We start from the raw sequence: 17,437 nt of genomic DNA, 5'->3' as shown, positions 1-17,437 counted from the left end.
GAAATCGCGTCCTGATTGGTCAAAGGTGTAATCAGTGCCCCCGGAAAACCGCTGATCGGTCTTGCAAAAACGGTTGCTTTAAGCCCGACACCGCGTGTGTGTGCGTCGCCTTCGTTTAGTTCTGGAGCCGGCTACGGTAGCGCCATGCTCGGAGTTGGCTTGCTCGGGCATTTTGCCGCTGCAAGTTCCGAGCCAATGCGACGGCGACACAGCGAGGCACGATTCGCGTATTGATAGCGTCGGCATGACTGGCGTCTAGTGGCGCGCGGCCTTGCTGGATGCGATAGACCAGATGGAGTGCGAAACACAATGACGGAACAGAACGGCGCATGTTACGTCCAGGACGTTACGTGTTCCCACCACATCGAACGTAACCTTGCCGTTACGCTATCGTGCGGCACAGATAGTTCAGACAAAAGTTCGATTCATCATAATATGGAGTCCGATGTATCGAGCCGCGTGTTGGAAACGCGCGTTTGGATTTACGCCGCCGCCGCAGTTTTCGAACACCGCCGCAGCTTCAATGTATGCATCAACTGCATGAAGTGATTTGTTTAATGCATTTGTAAGGGCGGGAGGATTCAGGTCGAATGTCGGGCTCCGCGCGCCGGATAAGGCCCTGGAAAGCGATCCCGGCATGGCCGCGTGCTGACCGCACGTCTGCCGTTGTTCCTTCACGCCGCGCATGTCTTTAAAGAACGATGAAAGGAAAAACATGAAATCCATGCTTGCAACCCTGACGATTGCGCTGCTCGCCGTATCGTCCGGCAGCGCCATCGCGAAGGATTGGTCAACCGTGCGGTTCGGTGTCGACGCGAGCTATCCGCCGTTCGAATCGAAAGCCGCTGATGGCAAGCTCGTCGGCTTCGATATCGATCTGGGCAATGAGATCTGCCGCCGTCTGAACGCACAATGCGTGTGGGTTGAAAACGCCTTCGACGGGATGATTCCCGCACTGAAAGGCCGCAAGTTCGACGGCGTGCTGTCGACGATGTCAATGACGCCCGCGCGTCAGACGCAGATCGCGTTCTCGTCGAAGGTATTCCGTATCCCGACACGCCTCGTCGCGAAGAAGGGTTCGACGATCGTGCCGACGCCGGAAGCGCTAAAAGGCAAGCGAATCGGCGTCGAGCAGGGCTCGATCCAGGAAACGTATGCGAAGACGTACTGGGAGCCGGCTGGCGCGGTGATCTCGTCCTATCAGGATCAGGATCTCGTCTACTCGGACCTGATAGCGGGGCGTATCGACGCATCGCTGCAGAATGCCGTGCAGGCTGAGGTCGGATTTCTGCGCGCACCGCGAGGCAAGGACTTCGCGTTCGCCGGCAATGCGCTTTACGATGCGAAGACGCTGGGAACCGGCACCGCGATCGGTTTGCGCAAGGAAGATACCGACCTGAAGGCGAAGATCGACCATGCGATCGCCGACATTCGCGCGGACGGCACCTACGACAGAATCGCGAAAAAGTACTTCGACTTCGACGTCTACGGTCAGTGAGGACAACCCGGCCGACTCACGCGATCGAGCGGCGAGTCGGGTTGTCGTCGGCGTTCATGCGCAGTGGCCGCTTGCGCGGCCCGATCCGCACCAACGTTATCGTCCGGACTTCAGTTGCGTCCATAGCCTGTTTTGAAGACGCAGGATATCGGCCGGCAAAGGCAATGACAGGACGAGCGATTTCATCTTTTCACCGCGCGGGTAGACCGCTTCGTTATCGAGGATGGCCGGTTTCACGTAAGCACGCGCAGCGGCGTTAGCGTTTGGATAGAAGACCTGATTGGTAATCGCCGCGCTAACCTTGGGCTGAAGGATGTAGTTGATCCATTGCATCGCGGCTTCCGGATGAGGCGCATCTTTAGGAACCCCCATCAGATCGAACCACAGCACGCCATCGCCTTTGGGAATGACGTAGCGAATCTCATAGGCGCGGTGGGCCTCTTCCGCGCGCCGCTTGGCGATCCCGACGTCGCCCGACCACGCTAGCGCGATGCAGACATCGTTGTTAGCCAGATCATTGATATAGCCGGAAGAATTGAACTGGGTGATGTACGGGCGAATTGTTTTGAGCAGCTTATACACGGCCTGATAATCCGCCGGATTGGTGCTATTGGGATCCTTATGCAGGTAAATCAACCCAACCGAGAATGCGTCCTCCGCGGAATCGAGCACGGAAACGCCGCAGGTCTTCAGCTTCGACACATATTGCGGATCGAACAACAAATCCCAGCTATCGTAGGGCGCGTCCTTGCCCAATATTTGCGTCACTTTCGTGACGTTGTAGCCGATGCCGTCGGTTCCCCATGACCAGGGCACGGTGTATTGATTGCCCGGATCGGCCGACGCAAGCATCTTCATGAGTGTGGGGTCGAGATTGGCGAGGTTTGGAATCTTGCTCTTGTCGAGCTTCCGGTACACACCCGCTTCAATCTGCTTGCCGGCATAGCTGGACGACGGCACCACGATGTCATAGCCCGATGAACCGCTTAGCAACTTTGCTTGCAACGTATCGTCGCCGTCATAGACGTCGTATCGCGTGTGAATCCCGGTTTCCTTTTCGAACCCCGACACGGTGTCGTCGGCGATATTGTCCGACCAGTTGTAGACATTCAGTTCTTCCGCGTTGGCATGGTTTGCGGTTGCCGCGAGCATCCCCGATGCTGCGAGGATGCCGGTGACGACAGTGATGAGATGGCGGGATGTCATAGTGACCTTTCGGTTTTAATGAAGGAACTCATGCAAGGGGAAGACGCGTCAGTCAGCGAACGGGCGGTTCGTCTGATCGGCACCGCGGCGCCAGCCGACCTGTTCCAGTGCTTCCAGCAGCCGGGCGGTGCCGAGCGCGGGAACATGAACGCCTCGTCCACGCATGTCTTCTGCCGCAACCAGCGCGTTGAGAATGGCCTCTTCGACCGCTTCCGCCGCCGCAACGAATAGCGGAGAAATGAAATCGTGGCTAACGCTGCGCAGATTGATAACGGGTTCGCTTGCCTTGCCGTAATCCGCCGGCGGTATGCCGCGATTGCCTACCGAGAAGGCGATGAAAATGTCGCCGCTGGAATATTCGGTGCCGCCGCCCACCCGGGCCAGTCCAACGCCTGCGCGTCGGGCAAGCTGCTCGCACTGATGCGGAAGCAGCGGCGCGTCGGTTGCCAGCGTCACCACGATCGACCCCATTCCGGGCACACCCGCCTGACGTCTGTCGAATGGCGACGGCAGATCCCGCAGCACTTCGCCCACCGGATAACCGGCGACACGCAGTGCGTCGCGACGGCCGTAGTTCGCCTGGACCAGCGCGCCGACGGTCCAGCCGCCGTCCTCTGCTGCGAGCTTGCGTGAGGCCGTGCCGATGCCGCCTTTGAATTCATGGCAGATCATGCCGGTGCCGCCCCCGACCGACCCCTCGGCGACCGGGCCGCTGCGGGCCTGCGACTGCGCCTCGTGGACATGCGTCGCGGTGACATGCTGGCCCCAGATGTCGTTCAGCACCCCATCGAAGGTTTCCAGCACCACCGGCATGCACCAGTACTGGCTATTGCCGACCGATGCGCGTTCGGCGGCGACCAGTGCATCGCGAACCACGCCGACGCTGTGCGTATTGGTGTAGGCGATGGGCGTGGTCAGCAGGCCGGATTCGCGTATCCATTCCAGGCCGGTGGCATCGCCGTTTCCGTTGAGCACGTGACACCCGGCAAAACAAGGCTCGAACCGCGCGATGCCAGGGCGCGGTTCGATGATCGTCACGCCGGTTCGAATCGAAGCGTCTGCCCGATTTTCGACCAGGGTACGATGACCGACTCTTACGCCTTGCACGTCGGTGATGGCGTTAAAGGGGCCGGGCGTGCCTTGACCCACTCGAACACCGATGTCTCTGATACCCATACTGTTCTCCTGTGTTGCTCGTTGCGAGCAAGCCTGTCGACGCGCATGCGTCGGGGTACGGAGATGGTAGGGTGGGGCGCGGCGAGTGAAAATCAGGCCGAAGGGCTAGAACGATAATGCGGCCTACCCTCTTGGGGGTAGAGGGGGAGACCGGCATGCAGCTTGAAGTATCGGACGTCGCATTTCATCAGCGGCTTGGACGTCTTGTCGAAAAACTCGACGACAAACAGTTCTGGCATGCGTTGATCGATCTGTTGCGCAAAGTGGTCCACGTCGACAACTGGGTGGTCGTGATCTTCTGGCCCAACGGAACGCCCCAGTTGATTGCGGAAATCCAGGCGCGCACGCCGCACGACGAACTGTTCAAAGGGTATTTGAATAGCGTCTACTTACTAGACCCTTTCTATCAGTTCAGCCTGGGCCCGATCAGTCCGGGTGTGTATTGCCTCGACGAAGTGGCGCCCGATCATTTCAGGGAAACCGAATACTTTCGCCGTTATTTTTCGGTGAACGTACTGGAAGACGAGGTCCAGTTTTTGACTCCGCTACCCACGGGCGGAACATTGTCCGTGTCGCTGGGTAGCGAACGCCGCTTTAGCTCCACTGAAATCGGCACCCTTTGCCTTTACGGCGCATGGTTGCTTCCGTTGATGTGCCACGCGCTGTCGGCACAAACAGCGGCACTCCCGCCGCCACCGGTGAGCTCACCCGCAGGAACCGATCGGCGCCTTCACTTCGAACAGGCGTTGCGCAAGCGTTCCAATACGTCGCTGACCAATCGCGAGATTGAAGTCGCGCTGATGATTCTGGCCGGTCATTCGACCAAGAATATGGCCAGGCAACTCGGCGTCTCACCGGCCACCGCGAAGGTCCATCGGCGCAATCTTTACAGGAAGCTGAACATCTCATCCCAGGCGACGCTATTTCTACTCATCATGGGTGAAGACCCGGAAGCAGGCTAAGGCGAACGGGCTCCAACCCATGACGGCAGAAAACGAGCGACCTCGCCGGATCCCGCCCGATGCAGGCGCCAGCCGACATTCATGGATATCCGTATCAGGAGTGCTTTGAAACGCGCCCTTTTTTTTATACGCTGTTATCGATAGGCAGGCCGTTGTTTAGCTCAAAGCAGGCGACGGGCCACCAGGCGCTCGGGACGGCGCAAAAATCGTTGGCGGGGGCCCTCACTCACTGAGAAGGAGCCATTCATGGAATCGTCTTCAGGCCCGCAAGCGGGCGACCAGGGCGGCCATGCCGCAGAAAGGGGTCACGGGTCGATGCCCAAACTGGCGCTGGCCGCCATCGGTATCGTGTTCGGCGACATCGGCACCAGTCCGCTCTACACCATGAGCACGGTATTCGACTCGAGCCACGGGCTCGTGCTCAACCGCTTCAACGTGCTGGGCGTGGTGTCGCTCATCATCTGGTCGCTGATCATCGTGGTGACGCTCAAGTATGTGACGCTGATCATGCGCGCCCACAACCACGGCGAAGGCGGCATCATGGCGCTGCTGGCGCTGGCCTCCAGTTCGGTGATGGACCGGCCGCGCCTGCGCAACGGCCTGCTGCTGGCCGGTGTGTTCGGCGCGGCGCTGTTCTACGGCGACGGCGTCATTACGCCGGCCATCTCGGTGCTCAGCGCCGTGGAAGGACTGCAAGTGGCGGAGCCGCTGCTCAAGCCCTACGTGGTGTCGATCGCGCTGGTCGTGCTGATCGCCCTGTTCCTGATGCAGCGGCATGGCACGGCCGGCATCGGGGCGGTGTTTGGGCCGGTGATGGTGCTGTGGTTTGGCGTGATCGCGGTGACGGGACTGCTGACCATCGGCCGCGCGCCGGCCATCCTGGACGCTTTCAATCCGTTCATCGGCCTCGAATTTTTGCTGCGCAACGGCTGGCGAGCCTTCGTCTCGCTCGGTGCGGTGGTGCTGGCGCTGACCGGCGCCGAGGCGCTATATGCCGATATGGGCCACTTCGGCGCGCCGCCGATCCGCCTGTCGTGGTTCGCTCTGGTGCTGCCCGCGCTGGCGCTCAATTACCTGGGCCAGGGCGCGCTGCTGCTGTCGGACCCCAAGACCGTGGACAACCCCTTCTTTCACCTGTTCCCGTCGGCGACGCTGTTCCCGATGGTGGTGCTGGCCACGGTAGCGACCGTGATCGCGTCGCAGGCGGTGATCAGCGGCGCGTTTTCGATGACCAAGCAGGCCATGCAACTCGGGTTCATGCCGCGCATGGGTATCGTCTACACCTCTGAACGCGAGGTCGGCCAGATCTACGTACCCGCGATCAACTGGTTGCTGCTGATCGCGGTGGTGGGCGCCGTGCTGGGTTTCGGTTCTTCCACGGCATTGGGTTCGGCCTACGGTATCGCCGTAACGGGCACCATGATGATCACCACCTTCCTCACCTTCTACGTGGTGCGTTACGCGTGGCACTACAACTGGTTGTTGTGCGTGCTCGCCACCGGCTTTTTCTTCCTCATCGACCTCGCATTCTTCTCGGCCAATCTGCTCAAGTTCGTGGATGGCGGATGGTTCCCGCTGCTGCTGGGCGCCATCATGTTCGTCATCATGTCCACCTGGTACCGTGGCCGTGGGTTGATGATCGAAGAGGCCAGCGTCCATGCCGGCGCGTTGCCGCTGGACAAATACCTGGACTGCCTGTTCGCGAAGGAAACGATACGCGTGCCCGGCACCGCCGCGTTCCTGACCATTGACCCCAACACTGTGCCACACGCGCTGGTCAACAACCTGGAGCACAACCACGTGCTGCACGAGCGCGTGCTGTTCGTGCATGTCATCAATCGGGATGTACCCTATGTGCCGCGCGAGCAGCGCGTGACAATCACGCCGCTGGGCCACAACTGCCACAGCATCCTCGTGGCCTACGGCTTCAAGGACGAGGCCAACCTGCCGCAAGCGTTGCGCGACTGCGAGCCGAAAGGCCTGGTGGTCGATCCGGCGCAGGTGTCCTATTTCCTCAGTCATGCCACCGTGGTGGCAACCGGCGGCAAGGGTATGCCGGTGTGGCGCGAACGACTGTTCAGCGTGATGGCGCACAATATCGGCAACATTGCGGCTTATTTCAAGTTGAGCTCAAACCGGGTGATCGAGCTGGGCTCACGGGTCGAACTATGAGGTGACAGTTGTTGCACTGCGTGATGAAGGTCTCGCGGGACGGGAAGGACGAGAAGGACCACAAACATGAAAAGACTTTTCGTTTGTTGTGACGGCACATGGAACTCGGATAGCGACGAGTTCCAGGGGGTGCCTGTTCCAACCAACGTCGTTCGCTTTTTCAACGCCTTAAGCGATCACGGTGAAGAGGGCGTCGAGCAGCTCCGGTACTATCACGTCGGCATCGGCGCGAACGAAGGCCGGGTGCGTCGGATCGTCGACGGTGCGCTGGGGCTTGGCCTCTCCCGTGACATTCGAACCGCGTACAAGTGGCTGTCCGATCACTACGAAGAAGGGTCTGAAATCTTCGTGATCGGCTTCTCTCGCGGCGCGTTCACGGCGCGAAGCCTGGTGGGCATGTTGCATCACTGTGGGCTGCCTCACGCGGCAACCTGGGCGCTGGTCAAAGAGGCGTGGAACCTGTACCGGCTCGACCCAAAAATGCCGGCAAACATCAGCCGGCAGGAGCGGTTCCGCCTCGCGCATGGCAAGCCGCCGCCCATTCGTTTCCTTGGGGTGTGGGAGACGGTGGGCGCGCTCGGCGTCCCCGAAATTGCGGAGCTATTCGGTCTCGGCAGACAGCGTTTCGAATTTCATGACACGCGGCTTTCGCCCGAGGTCGAACGCGCGGTACAAGCGCTTGCCATTGATGAGCAGCGGAACAACTTCTTTCCGACCTTGTGGACCGACGCGGATGGCTGCGATCCGGTGCGCGTGACGCAAGTGTGGTTCCCGGGCGTCCACGCCGACGTTGGCGGTGGCTACAAGGAGACCGGCCTGTCCGATGCCACGCTCAAATGGATGATTTCCGAGGCCGCGCAGTGTGGCGCGGTGTTCCAGTCAGACATGCTGAAGCAGTTAGCGCATGCGGACCCGTTGTCGCTCTCCGCGGTCCATGGCGTTCTCCACAACTCACTCACTGGCTTCTACCGGAAAATCGGCTTTCGTCCGCGGGCCTTTCCGCATCTGGCGAAGGGCTCACGAATATGTTCTGAGTCGATCTCGGAGCTGGCATTGGCGCGGCAGGCGAGTCCGCCCATCTTTCAGGCGCCCTATCGACCCAACATAAACCCGGCGGTGCCGGTCCAGGTGCGGGTTTTCGCCAGCCCGTTGTGGAATTGGACCGGTATCTTCATGAAGGAAGGGGTGCGCTACCGGTTCAAGGTGCCTGAAGGTCAGACGTGGCTGGACGGGGACAGCGCGTCCGGCGCGGAAGGAACGCCGGGTAACTGGCTGCAGCGCCTGTTTGCCTGGACCAGGCGGGTCAAGGGGGCGAACTGGTTCGAACTCTGCGGTGCAATTTCATATCCCGGGGAACCTGACGAGGCAGGCGAGCCGCCTCAACCCTTCTACTTCAGAATTGGCAAAGAGGTGGAGATCAGGGCTCCCTATTCGGGCTACCTGTATTGCTTTGCCAACGACGCCAGTTGGGCGTACTGGAATAATCAAGGCAGTCTGCGGGTTGAGATTGTCGAGTCGACGGGTATGCCGGCCGGCAAAGCGGCGGCATACACGCCTTCAGACGAAGACCTGACCGCGCCTGCAACGGCACCGGGAGGCTTTGGATCAGGTCAACCATCATGACGCGTCAGGCATTTGTCAGGCGTCGATGACGTGGCCTTTGTGACCGCCATTACTGAACCCGCGAACCTGCTGGTCCGCGCGGTATAAGCAAACCTACAGTCCTTTCATCGGGAATACGCTCGAATAGAGTAACGTATTGGGTACTCTTTTTTCTGGCAAGCCACATTGAGCTTTGAGGCGCTTATGTTCACGGACGCAGACACAACCACGGATGAACGGGTCGCGGCAATCGCGGATCGCATGGTCGAGGACGGCAGGAAAGTTTCCCCAGTGACCGTTTGGCCGGAGATTCCCGGCGGGTCGATCGTTGCCATCGCGGCGGCCTTGCAACGCTGGCGCGAAGCGCGGCAACCCGTTGCATCCGCTATGCCGCCTGTGCAGGTGCAGGCCGGCTTGCCGGCGCATCTTGCCGAAACCATGATGAATGCTGCGGATCGGCTCTGGATGGCCGCTCAGGGAGACGCTGACAGGGCGATCAGTCAGCATCTGAGTGCCGTGAACCAGCAGATCGACGCAGTTCGTGCGGAATGGGACGAGGTTTTACTCGAGTACCAGAAGTCGGCCGAAGAAGTGACGGCCGAGCGTGAGCGGCACATTGCGCTGACGAACGCGCTGGGCGCCGCCGAAGATACATCCGCGCGTCTCACCGCGGAACTCGCAGCCGCCACTGGCCGCGCCGAAGCCGGCGAGGCGCGAGCCGAGGAATTGGCGCAGCGCGTGTCGGTGGAACAGGCCGCGCTGGAGCACACCAGGGCGGAACTTGACGAGGCGCGCACGACGCGTGAGGAACTGGCCGCTGCTGTGTCGAACCAGAACGACGAAATCGCGCGGATGAAGCAGGAGCTCGACGAGGCTCGGCAGGAGATCGGCTCGCTCGGCTTCGACTGTCAGGCGAAGTCGGCCGAAGCGGACAAAGCGTTGCAGGAGGCGAGCGCGGCGTCACAGCGCGCGGAGGCGGCTACGGCGCAGGCGAACGAGAGTTTCGCGCGGGTCGCCGGACTGGAAGCTGAACGGGATGAGGCGCGTCACGCGCTTGAAGCGGAGCACCAGACCAGCGCAGCGCGTCGCGAAGAAGCCGCGATTCAGTTCGACGAATTGCAGCACGTGAGCCGGGAGCTTGAGGCGGCGCGGGAGCAGGTGAGCGCGATGACTGACGCGAAAGCGGCGGCGGATGCCGAGCTCGCGAGGGTTTCGCAAGATGCGTCTGCCGCGCATGCTGAACTGGCGCGAGTCTCGCAAGAGGCATCTGCAGCGAGTGCAGAACTGGCCCGGGTTGCGCAGGATGCGTCTGCCGCGAAGGAGCGGGCAGAAACCGCGGAACAGCACGCCGCGACGTTGGCGCAGCGACTTGAGGAAGTCGAGCAGGCGAAGTCGGCCGAAGCGGAACGGTGGGCCCAGGAATCGAGCGCGGCGTCTTCGCGTGCAGAAGCGGTTGCCACGCAGGTGAGCGAAAGCCTGGCGCGGGCCGCCACATTGGAGGCTGAACGGGATGAGGCGCACTTCGCGCTTGCAACAGAGCGTCAGACGAGCGCAGCACGGAACGAGGAAGCGTCGGCTCAACTTGGCGAACTGCAGCGTGTGAGTCGGGAGCTTGAGGCGGCGCGAGAGCAGGTTAGCGCGATGACTGACGCGAAAGCGGCGGCGGATGCTGAACTTGCCCGCGTTTCGCAGGATGCTTCTGCCACACATGCTGAGCTGGTGCGTGTCTCGCAAGAGGCATCTGCTGCGAGCGCTGACCTGGCACGGGTTGCACAAGACGCTTCTACGGCCAAGGCGCAGGCAGAGGCCGCGGAACAGCATGCGGCGACGTTGCAGCAACGTCTCGCAGAAGTCGAGCAGGCGAAGTCGGCCGACGCGGAACGATGGTCACAGGAGGCCGACGCGGCGTCATCGCGCGCAGAAGCGGCTACCGCGCAGGCGAGTGAAAGCCTGGCGCGGTTCGCTGCGATCGAGGCTGAACTGGGTGAGGCGCGCAGCACGCTTGCAGCGGAGCGTCAGGCAAGCGCTGAACGGAGCGGCGAAGCGTCGGTTCAGCGCAATGAACTGCAAGGTGTTGCCCGTGAACTCGAGGAGGCGAGGGAGCAGGTCAGCGCAATGACGGCGGCGAAGGCGGCCGCGATCGCTGAACTGGCCCAGATTTCACAGGATGCGTCTACTGCAAAGGAACGGGCAGAGGCCGCCGAACAGCACGCGGCGATGTTGGCGCAGCGTCTCGCAGAAGTCGAGAAGGCTCGCGCGGAAGAAGCGCGGCGCAGTCATCAACTTGCCAATCAGGCGTCCGAATCTGCTTCAGCGGAAGAAATCGCCGAGTTGCAACGCCAGATCGCGGCGCAGGCCAAAGCGCATGAGAAGGCTTTTAACGAGCTTCGCGCCATTGCTGAACAGTGGGTGACGCACGCGAAGGATCTCAAGGACCGACTCGGCTCGGCCAACGAGAAACTCCTGTTCATCGACTCACGCAGCACAGGGGAAGTGGCGCTCATTCGCAAGCTTTCGTCTGAACTCGAGCGCTTCAAGCCGGATAGCGAGTTGATATCGCGGGATGCGCAGCAGAAGCTTATCGGCGCGACGATGGCCGAGCGGCTTTCGCAAAAGGGCTACCGGTATGACCCGACGACGGCAGTGATGTCGAAAGTCGAGCGTTGATTGGCGGATTCAACAAACCAACGCAATACCGCGAATCTGGATAGATCTCCATCCAGCGGGGGGCGGGTGGTTGCCGCCTTTGATTTTGACGGCACCATCACCGTATTGGACAGTCTGCGTGATTTTGTCCAGTATACGGTCGGTAATCCACGGTTCGTCTACGGTGCGATTCGCTCGGCACCATGGATGGCCCGCATGCTGATCGGTATGTCCGACCGGGGCGTCGCGAAAGCGCATTTTCTTGCAGCGACGATCGGTGCAATGACACGGCCAAAACTGGAGGACGCTGCGCGGCAATTTGTGGAGCATAGATTGTCGGCCCTTATCCGACCTGAAATGGTCGAGAGAATCCAGGAGCATAAGCGGCATGGTCACCAACTCGTGCTGGTGAGCGCGTCCCCGGCGCTCTATCTAAGAGCTTGGGCCAGGGGGGCGGGATTCGACGCTGTACTTGCAACCGAGCTCGAGTTTCGTGACGATCGCTTTTCCGGGCGCCTCGCTTCGCCGAACTGTTGGGGAGCAGAAAAAGTGCGGAGATTGCAACAATGGTTCGGCAACGAGCCGCCGCGTGTGCTCCATGCGTATGGCGATAGTCGAGGCGACAAAGAAATGCTTGCGCTTGCTGATCATGGCTGGCTGCGCGGTCATGGTGAAATGCATTCCATCGACGAGTAGCGGGGGAATGAAGGCGCATCAGTGTCGCCATTTGGCGGTCGCATTGCTTAAGTTTCTTTCAGTGCGTGCACGTCACGCTGAAATCGCCTTTTTCAGTCAAATTTCCTTTCCCGAATCGCAATGTTTGCATCAATTGCATTCATACACGCGTACTACATCCTATAGTTGCTTAGCGAGAAACTGAAAGCGGTAAAGCCGCTGCACTGCCATTCAGGCATTGCAGCGCCGCGCGGCTTTATCGGACGGTTGACGCGTCGGCGATTCGACGTGCTTGGTGAGCAGAGGCAAGTCACCTGTCGATTCGCTTTCGGGAAGGCATTGCGGCACGATCGAAACGGGAAAATCAATGACTCTCTCCCGCTTGTGTTCACAACCGAAGTCTGCGTTCGCAATCTACGTACATGCCCTCGCACTGGTCATCGGACTCCCTCTTTCCGGGTGTGGCGGCAGCTCGTTGTCCGGCGAGCCGGCTTATGTCACGGCAGCCCGCCCGCAGATCAATCAACTGCTCACAGACACGCTGACGGCCGGCGCCGTCGTCTACGTCCAATCGCCGAGCGGTAACTGGCTCGAATCGTTCGGCACCGCGGTGCGAGGCACCAACACGCCAATTCCGACCAACGCGCACTTTCGCGTCGGCAGTGTGACCAAGACCTGGACCGGCACGGTAATTCTGCAACTGGTGCAGGAGGGCAAGCTGAATCTGAGTGACCCTGTCAGCAAGTTCATCGCAAATGTGCCCAACGGCGGCGCGATCACGATCGAGCAACTCCTGTCGATGCAAAGCGGACTCTACAACTACTCGAGAGATCTCACCTTTAACCAGACACTCGATGCGCAGCCGAACAAAGTGTGGACCACTGATGAATTGCTCAGCATCGCGTTTGGCCAGCCGGAGGATTTTGCGCCGGGCACGGCCTTTGGCTACTCGAACACGAATACCGTGCTGCTCGGACTCATCATCGAGCAACTCACGGGAATGAGCGCCGCCGACGCGATGGAAGCACGCCTCTTCGCGCCGCTCGGTCTAACCAATACCTTCATGCCGCCGCAGAACGATACGTCGCTGCCAGCGCCGGCGCCGCACGGCTACCAGTGGGGCACGAACGCCGAAACGGCTACGAGCTCGGCACTGTCCCCCGAACTCCAGGCGGCTGCGAAGAACGGCACGCTGCAGCCCACTGATGTGACCGGCGTGAACACGTCGTGGGCCTGGACGGCGGGCTCCGGCATATCGACTGTGACGGAGCTGGCCGCCTACGTCCAGCGGATGGTCGGCGGCGGCTATCTGAATGCCGATATGCAGGCGAAGCGGCTGGCCAGTTGCACGCCGGTCGCACCGTCGGACCCGAACTCCGCGAGTTACTGCCTCGGCCTCGCCAAGTTCGGCACGTTCTATGGACACACCGGCGAGATTCCCGGCTTTAACACGTTCATGGGATACGACCCGACGACGCAAACCACCATCATCACATGGACTACAAGCGCTGAATCGCCTGATGGACGCGCCCCCGCCAATGTGATCGCGCAAATTCTGATCGGAGAGCTCAGCAAGGCTGCGGAAGTGCCGGACGAGGGTAGGCCTTGATCCGAGCCTTCCGAATCGCAAAAGATAAATCGAATCTGGAGACCTGCGATGAACGCGACAATCAACCGGCAGTGCAAGCGCTGGGCCGTGATTGCAACTGCGGTTCTTCTGGTGTCGTGCGATGGGTCGGTCAATTCGAGTACGGCGGTCCCCGATTCGATCATGCAGGTGATGCAAAAGCCCGCCTACAGCAATGCGAGCTGGTCGATGCAGGTGGTCGACCTCGATTCCGGGCACGTGATCTACGATCTGAACTCCAGCGCACAGATGTTCATTGCCTCGGTGCGCAAGGTCTTTTCGACCGGCAACGCGCTCAATGCACTCGGCGCACAGCACCAGTTCGTCACACCGGTTTACCGGCAGGGCACGGTCGACGCGAGCGGCACGCTCAACGGCAATCTGATTCTGGTGGCGAGCGGCGATCTGACGATGGGCGGCCGTGCCAATCCTGACGGCACGATTGCACTCACCACCTTCGATCACAACGAAGCCAATTCCCTGGGTAATGCGGTGCTGTCCACACCCGACCCGCTTGCCGGGTACAACGCCCTTGCGGCACAGGTGGCCGCCGCGGGCATCAAGACGATCAACGGCGATGTCGCGATCGACGACCGTCTTTTTGAACCGTTCGATTTCCGCGAGGAGTTCGATGTGCGGCCGATCTTCGTCAACGACGATCTGGTCGATGTCACGCTCGATCAGAGCGCGGAAGGCTCGGCCGTTCCATTCGACTGGCGTCCGAAGTCCGCGGCGTTCGTCGTGCAATCGACACTGACGACTGGCAGTGCGACGTCGGCGCTGGCCATCGGGCTCAATCCGGAGCCTCCGCTGTGCATCGGGTCGCCGAATTGCGTGGGCAATGTGAGCGGCAACGTGCCGGCGGGTCTCGTGCCGTTTCCGACCAATGCGTATCCGTTGATCCGCACGTTTCGCGTGACCGAGCCGTCCAACTACGCGCGCACGGTATTCATCGAGGCGCTGGCGCGCGCGGGCGTGACGGTGACGGCGGCGCCCGTTGCGGCCAACCCGGTGCAGTTGTTGCCCACGCAAGGCTCGTACTCGAGCGCGCAGCAGGTGGCGCAACTCACGTCCGCACCGTTCGCGCAGGACGTCCGGTACGTGAATAAAGTCAGCTACAACATCGGCGCCGACGTGACCCTGATGTTGTTCGGGCTCGCGAAGAACGGTTCGACGACGATGGCCGCCTCGCTCGCGACGGAACAGAGCGAACTGGCGTCGACGTTCAACATTTCGCCGGGCCAGTATCACTTCATCGACGGAAGCGGTGGCGGCGACACAACCGCGAATGGCGTAGCCGTCATTGCGATGCTGCGCGGCATGCGCTCGGAGCCGGATTTTGCGACGTATTTCGATTCGATGCCCACGCTGGGCGTGGATGGATCGCTCACCACGATCACGAATTTCGAAGCCGACGCGACGCTGGCGGGCGCGAAAGGCCAGGTGCATGCGAAAACGGGCACCTATGTCGGCGTGTACCCGTCCGCGCCCAAAACGCCGATCCTGAAAGCGCAGGCACTCGCCGGGTATATCGACGCGCAGAGCGGCCGCCGGATCGTGTTCTTTCTGACGGTGAACAATGTCGCGATCACGGACATCGCGGACGTGCTGAACGTTTTCCAGGACGAAGGCACGATTGCGGCGATGCTCTGGAAGCTCCAATAGCATCGCCGCTCAGTATGTCGAATAGATGATGAACTGCCGTCGGTCGTGCGCCCGGTCGTCCATGCCGTGCTTGATTTGCGGCGGTTGGCGAGCCATTCCACCCGAACTCAGCGCAGACTTCTCACCTGGCTCGGCGTGACACTTCCGGTAAATCGATTGCCGAAATGGGTTCTCGTGTAGTTGACAACAGCAGCGACCTGATCGTCATTCATCTCGTCGTCAAACGATGGCATCCCCTTTCGGCCGTGCAGCACGTTGAGGATGACGTAGGGTGCCGCTTCGACTGCCGGGTTGCCAGCGAGCGCCGGATAGTGGCCCGCGCCCTGTGCGCCTTTTCCATCCGGCATATGGCATCCCGCGCAGGTAGCGTTGTAAAGCGCTTCGCCGCTTTTTTCGGTGAAGCGGTAGCCCGGTGAAATCGTGAAGGTTCGCGGGGCGTCCTGTGCCGCGACCCGAGCCGGCAACGTCGCGCTTCCTATCAGCAAGGCCATCAGCGTCGCGCGGAGGATCAGCGTCGGCCTATCCATTGACGATTCTCCGATGCAGCCGGGTGATCGCATCCAGCGACGAGAGCACGGCGCCTTCCTGCCATGCGGGGATATGCGAAGCGTGTTCTCCGGCAAGGACGATCCGTCCGTCGATCTGACAGAGGTTCGCGTAGTGCGCTTCTCTCAACGCATCCGTCCATGCAGCGAAGCAGCCATTCGTGAACGGCGATCGGCTCCAGCTCATCGCGAAGCCGTTCTGGTACTCGCGGGCGTACTGTGGATGAATCTGGCTGCCCTGGCTCAATGCCACCGCGATCCGTTCGGCAGGGGGCAGCGCACCCATCTCATAGCTGGCGGGTCCCCACATATAAGCGCCGAGCAGCACCGCAGGACCGGCCGATCCGTAACCGGTTGCCGGATAGCCGATCGTCGAGATCGGCAGGTTGGTATACGTGATGCCACCGTAGATCTGCTCGTCTTCCTCCCAGAATCGCCGGCCGAATTGCAAGCCGATTTTCACCGATGTCTCGTAGGGCACCGCATCGATCGCGGCGCGCATGGCCGGGCCGACCGCCATGTCGATCTGGCTCAGAATCGAGAGTGGGATGGTGCACACCAGCCAATCCGCGTGCGCGTTTCGTTCGGTCCGGGTGGTCGTATCGGTATAGCGCACCGTGACACCTTGCTCGTCCTGCGCGATGGCCGTGACTCTGGCGTTGAACACTACAGCGCTTGCGACCTGCGAATAAAGCGCATGGGCTATCCTGTCCATGCCGCCGACGGGCTGGAAAATGGTGCTCTGAAAATCCTGCTCATTTCCAGACGAGAGCCATTGCCACAAACGCGATGCAAGTAACTGGTCTCGCGGGAGCAGTTCGGACGGCACGGCTCCGGGCATCAGTCCACCCCCATCCGGGGTCGCGAATCCGCGGCGCTCACTGCTGCGCCGGCTCGCCTGGTAGGCACCATCCCGACCGAGCGCACCCCATTGGCGCAGGGATTCGAGCAGGCGATGCGCATCTTCGACCGACAACGCATCATCGAGTGCGTCTTTGTGGATTGCTTTCGAAAGCAGTTCGGCGACATAGCCTTGATAGTCGGTCTGCACCGCCCGGAATCGTTGCGGCTTGCCACCGAAAGCGTTCGTCGAATGGAGATATGCGTTGTAATTGACCTGAATGAAAGGCTCGAGCGGGACCTTCAGGCGCTTTGCATAGTCGAGTACGCCCTGGTGGTGATACGGAATGCGCCACGGCCCTGGGTTCAGATAAAGCCCGTCCGCGAAATCACAGGTCTGGGTGGCGCCGCCGAGTTCCGTATAGCGATCACCGCCCCGGACAGTCCAGGCCCGACCACCCGCGCGATGGTTGTACTCGAGCACCTGCACGTGGTACCCCGCGTTCCTCAACTCAAAGGCCGCGACGAGGCCGGCCATGCCCGCACCGAGCACGAGAATTCGCGTTCCTTTCGGTGCGCCATCGAGTCTGATCGGTCCGGCGTAGGTCGAGGCAGCGGCGAACCCAAGCGTGTCCATGCCTTGCATCATGGCGGCCGCGCCGAGGTTCTTGCCGATCAGCGTCAGCAGGTGCCGGCGGCTCATCGCATGTGTGGTCATTCTCGACATAAGGACGTGGTGCCCCGACTGGAGAGAAACGATGGCAAACGAAATCAGAGGCATCCCGGATCGCAAAGGGATGAGCCTGTTTCCGCTGACATTGGG

General features: G+C 61.0%; 13 protein-coding genes. 8 read left to right on the top strand and 5 right to left on the bottom strand.

Annotated elements, in window-relative coordinates; all coding sequences use genetic code 11:
* Positions 1 to 408: 408 nt before the first annotated feature.
* On the bottom strand, positions 409 to 726 hold the full coding sequence (locus PQR67_RS27200; RefSeq protein WP_408465936.1) for a hypothetical protein: 318 nt from the start codon (positions 724 to 726) through the stop codon (positions 409 to 411).
* On the opposite strand from PQR67_RS27200, the gene PQR67_RS27195 reads away from it, so the two are divergent.
* The gene (locus PQR67_RS27195) at positions 716 to 1,498 is read left to right on the top strand and encodes an ABC transporter substrate-binding protein (protein WP_408465935.1); all 783 of its coding nucleotides are present in this window, start codon (positions 716 to 718) and stop codon (positions 1,496 to 1,498) included. The two genes, PQR67_RS27200 and PQR67_RS27195, sit on opposite strands and share 11 nt — an antisense overlap.
* Positions 1,499 to 1,594: 96 nt before the next feature.
* Here PQR67_RS27195 and PQR67_RS27190 read toward each other — a convergent pair whose 3' ends face one another.
* Both PQR67_RS27190 and PQR67_RS27185 read right to left on the bottom strand, forming a co-directional pair.
* Positions 1,595 to 2,704, bottom strand: a complete 1,110-nt coding sequence (locus PQR67_RS27190) for a polyamine ABC transporter substrate-binding protein (protein ID WP_408465934.1) — start codon at positions 2,702 to 2,704, stop codon at positions 1,595 to 1,597.
* A gap of 48 nt (positions 2,705 to 2,752) precedes the next feature.
* Complete coding sequence (locus PQR67_RS27185; protein ID WP_408465933.1) at positions 2,753 to 3,880, bottom strand: DmpA family aminopeptidase; 1,128 nt, start codon at positions 3,878 to 3,880, stop codon at positions 2,753 to 2,755.
* 155 nt (positions 3,881 to 4,035) lie between these two features.
* Here PQR67_RS27185 and PQR67_RS27180 point away from each other — a divergent pair, with 155 nt between their 5' ends.
* The 7 genes from PQR67_RS27180 (at position 4,036) to PQR67_RS27150 (ending at position 15,229) form a co-directional block, all read left to right on the top strand.
* Positions 4,036 to 4,842, top strand: coding sequence for a helix-turn-helix domain-containing protein (locus tag PQR67_RS27180; RefSeq protein ID WP_408465932.1), 807 nt, complete (start codon positions 4,036 to 4,038; stop codon positions 4,840 to 4,842).
* Between the two features lie 246 nt (positions 4,843 to 5,088).
* On the top strand, positions 5,089 to 7,014 hold the full coding sequence (locus PQR67_RS27175) for a potassium transporter Kup (RefSeq protein ID WP_408465931.1): 1,926 nt from the start codon (positions 5,089 to 5,091) through the stop codon (positions 7,012 to 7,014).
* 66 nt (positions 7,015 to 7,080) lie between these two features.
* The gene (locus PQR67_RS27170) at positions 7,081 to 8,637 is read left to right on the top strand and encodes a T6SS phospholipase effector Tle1-like catalytic domain-containing protein (protein ID WP_408465930.1); all 1,557 of its coding nucleotides are present in this window, start codon (positions 7,081 to 7,083) and stop codon (positions 8,635 to 8,637) included.
* Between the two features lie 183 nt (positions 8,638 to 8,820).
* Positions 8,821 to 11,283 (top strand): DNA-binding protein, encoded by a 2,463-nt coding sequence (locus PQR67_RS27165; protein ID WP_408465929.1) that lies wholly within the window; start codon positions 8,821 to 8,823, stop codon positions 11,281 to 11,283.
* Between the two features lie 36 nt (positions 11,284 to 11,319).
* Positions 11,320 to 11,958 carry an HAD family hydrolase gene (locus PQR67_RS27160; RefSeq protein ID WP_408465998.1) on the top strand — a complete coding sequence of 213 codons (639 nt, stop codon included), beginning with the start codon at positions 11,320 to 11,322 and terminating at the stop codon, positions 11,956 to 11,958.
* Positions 11,959 to 12,304: 346 nt separating this feature from the next.
* Positions 12,305 to 13,546 (top strand): serine hydrolase domain-containing protein, encoded by a 1,242-nt coding sequence (locus tag PQR67_RS27155; RefSeq protein ID WP_408465928.1) that lies wholly within the window; start codon positions 12,305 to 12,307, stop codon positions 13,544 to 13,546.
* A 48-nt stretch (positions 13,547 to 13,594) separates the two neighbouring features.
* On the top strand, positions 13,595 to 15,229 hold the full coding sequence (locus PQR67_RS27150; protein WP_408465927.1) for a D-alanyl-D-alanine carboxypeptidase/D-alanyl-D-alanine-endopeptidase: 1,635 nt from the start codon (positions 13,595 to 13,597) through the stop codon (positions 15,227 to 15,229).
* Positions 15,230 to 15,336: 107 nt separating this feature from the next.
* On the opposite strand, the gene PQR67_RS27145 is transcribed toward PQR67_RS27150, so the two are convergent.
* Both PQR67_RS27145 and PQR67_RS27140 read right to left on the bottom strand, forming a co-directional pair.
* A complete protein-coding gene (locus PQR67_RS27145; protein WP_408465926.1) occupies positions 15,337 to 15,756 on the bottom strand; it encodes a c-type cytochrome in 420 nt (139 codons plus the stop codon).
* Positions 15,749 to 17,317: a flavin monoamine oxidase family protein gene (locus PQR67_RS27140; RefSeq protein WP_408465925.1), complete on the bottom strand. Its 1,569-nt coding sequence runs from the start codon at positions 17,315 to 17,317 to the stop codon at positions 15,749 to 15,751. The genes PQR67_RS27145 and PQR67_RS27140 overlap by 8 nt, the downstream gene beginning before the upstream one ends.
* Between the last annotated feature and the right edge of the window lie 120 nt (positions 17,318 to 17,437).

The organism is Paraburkholderia fungorum (assembly GCF_046026025.1).
Taxonomy (GTDB): domain Bacteria; phylum Pseudomonadota; class Gammaproteobacteria; order Burkholderiales; family Burkholderiaceae; genus Paraburkholderia; species Paraburkholderia fungorum_E.
This window is presented reverse-complemented; position numbering and strand designations above follow the sequence as displayed.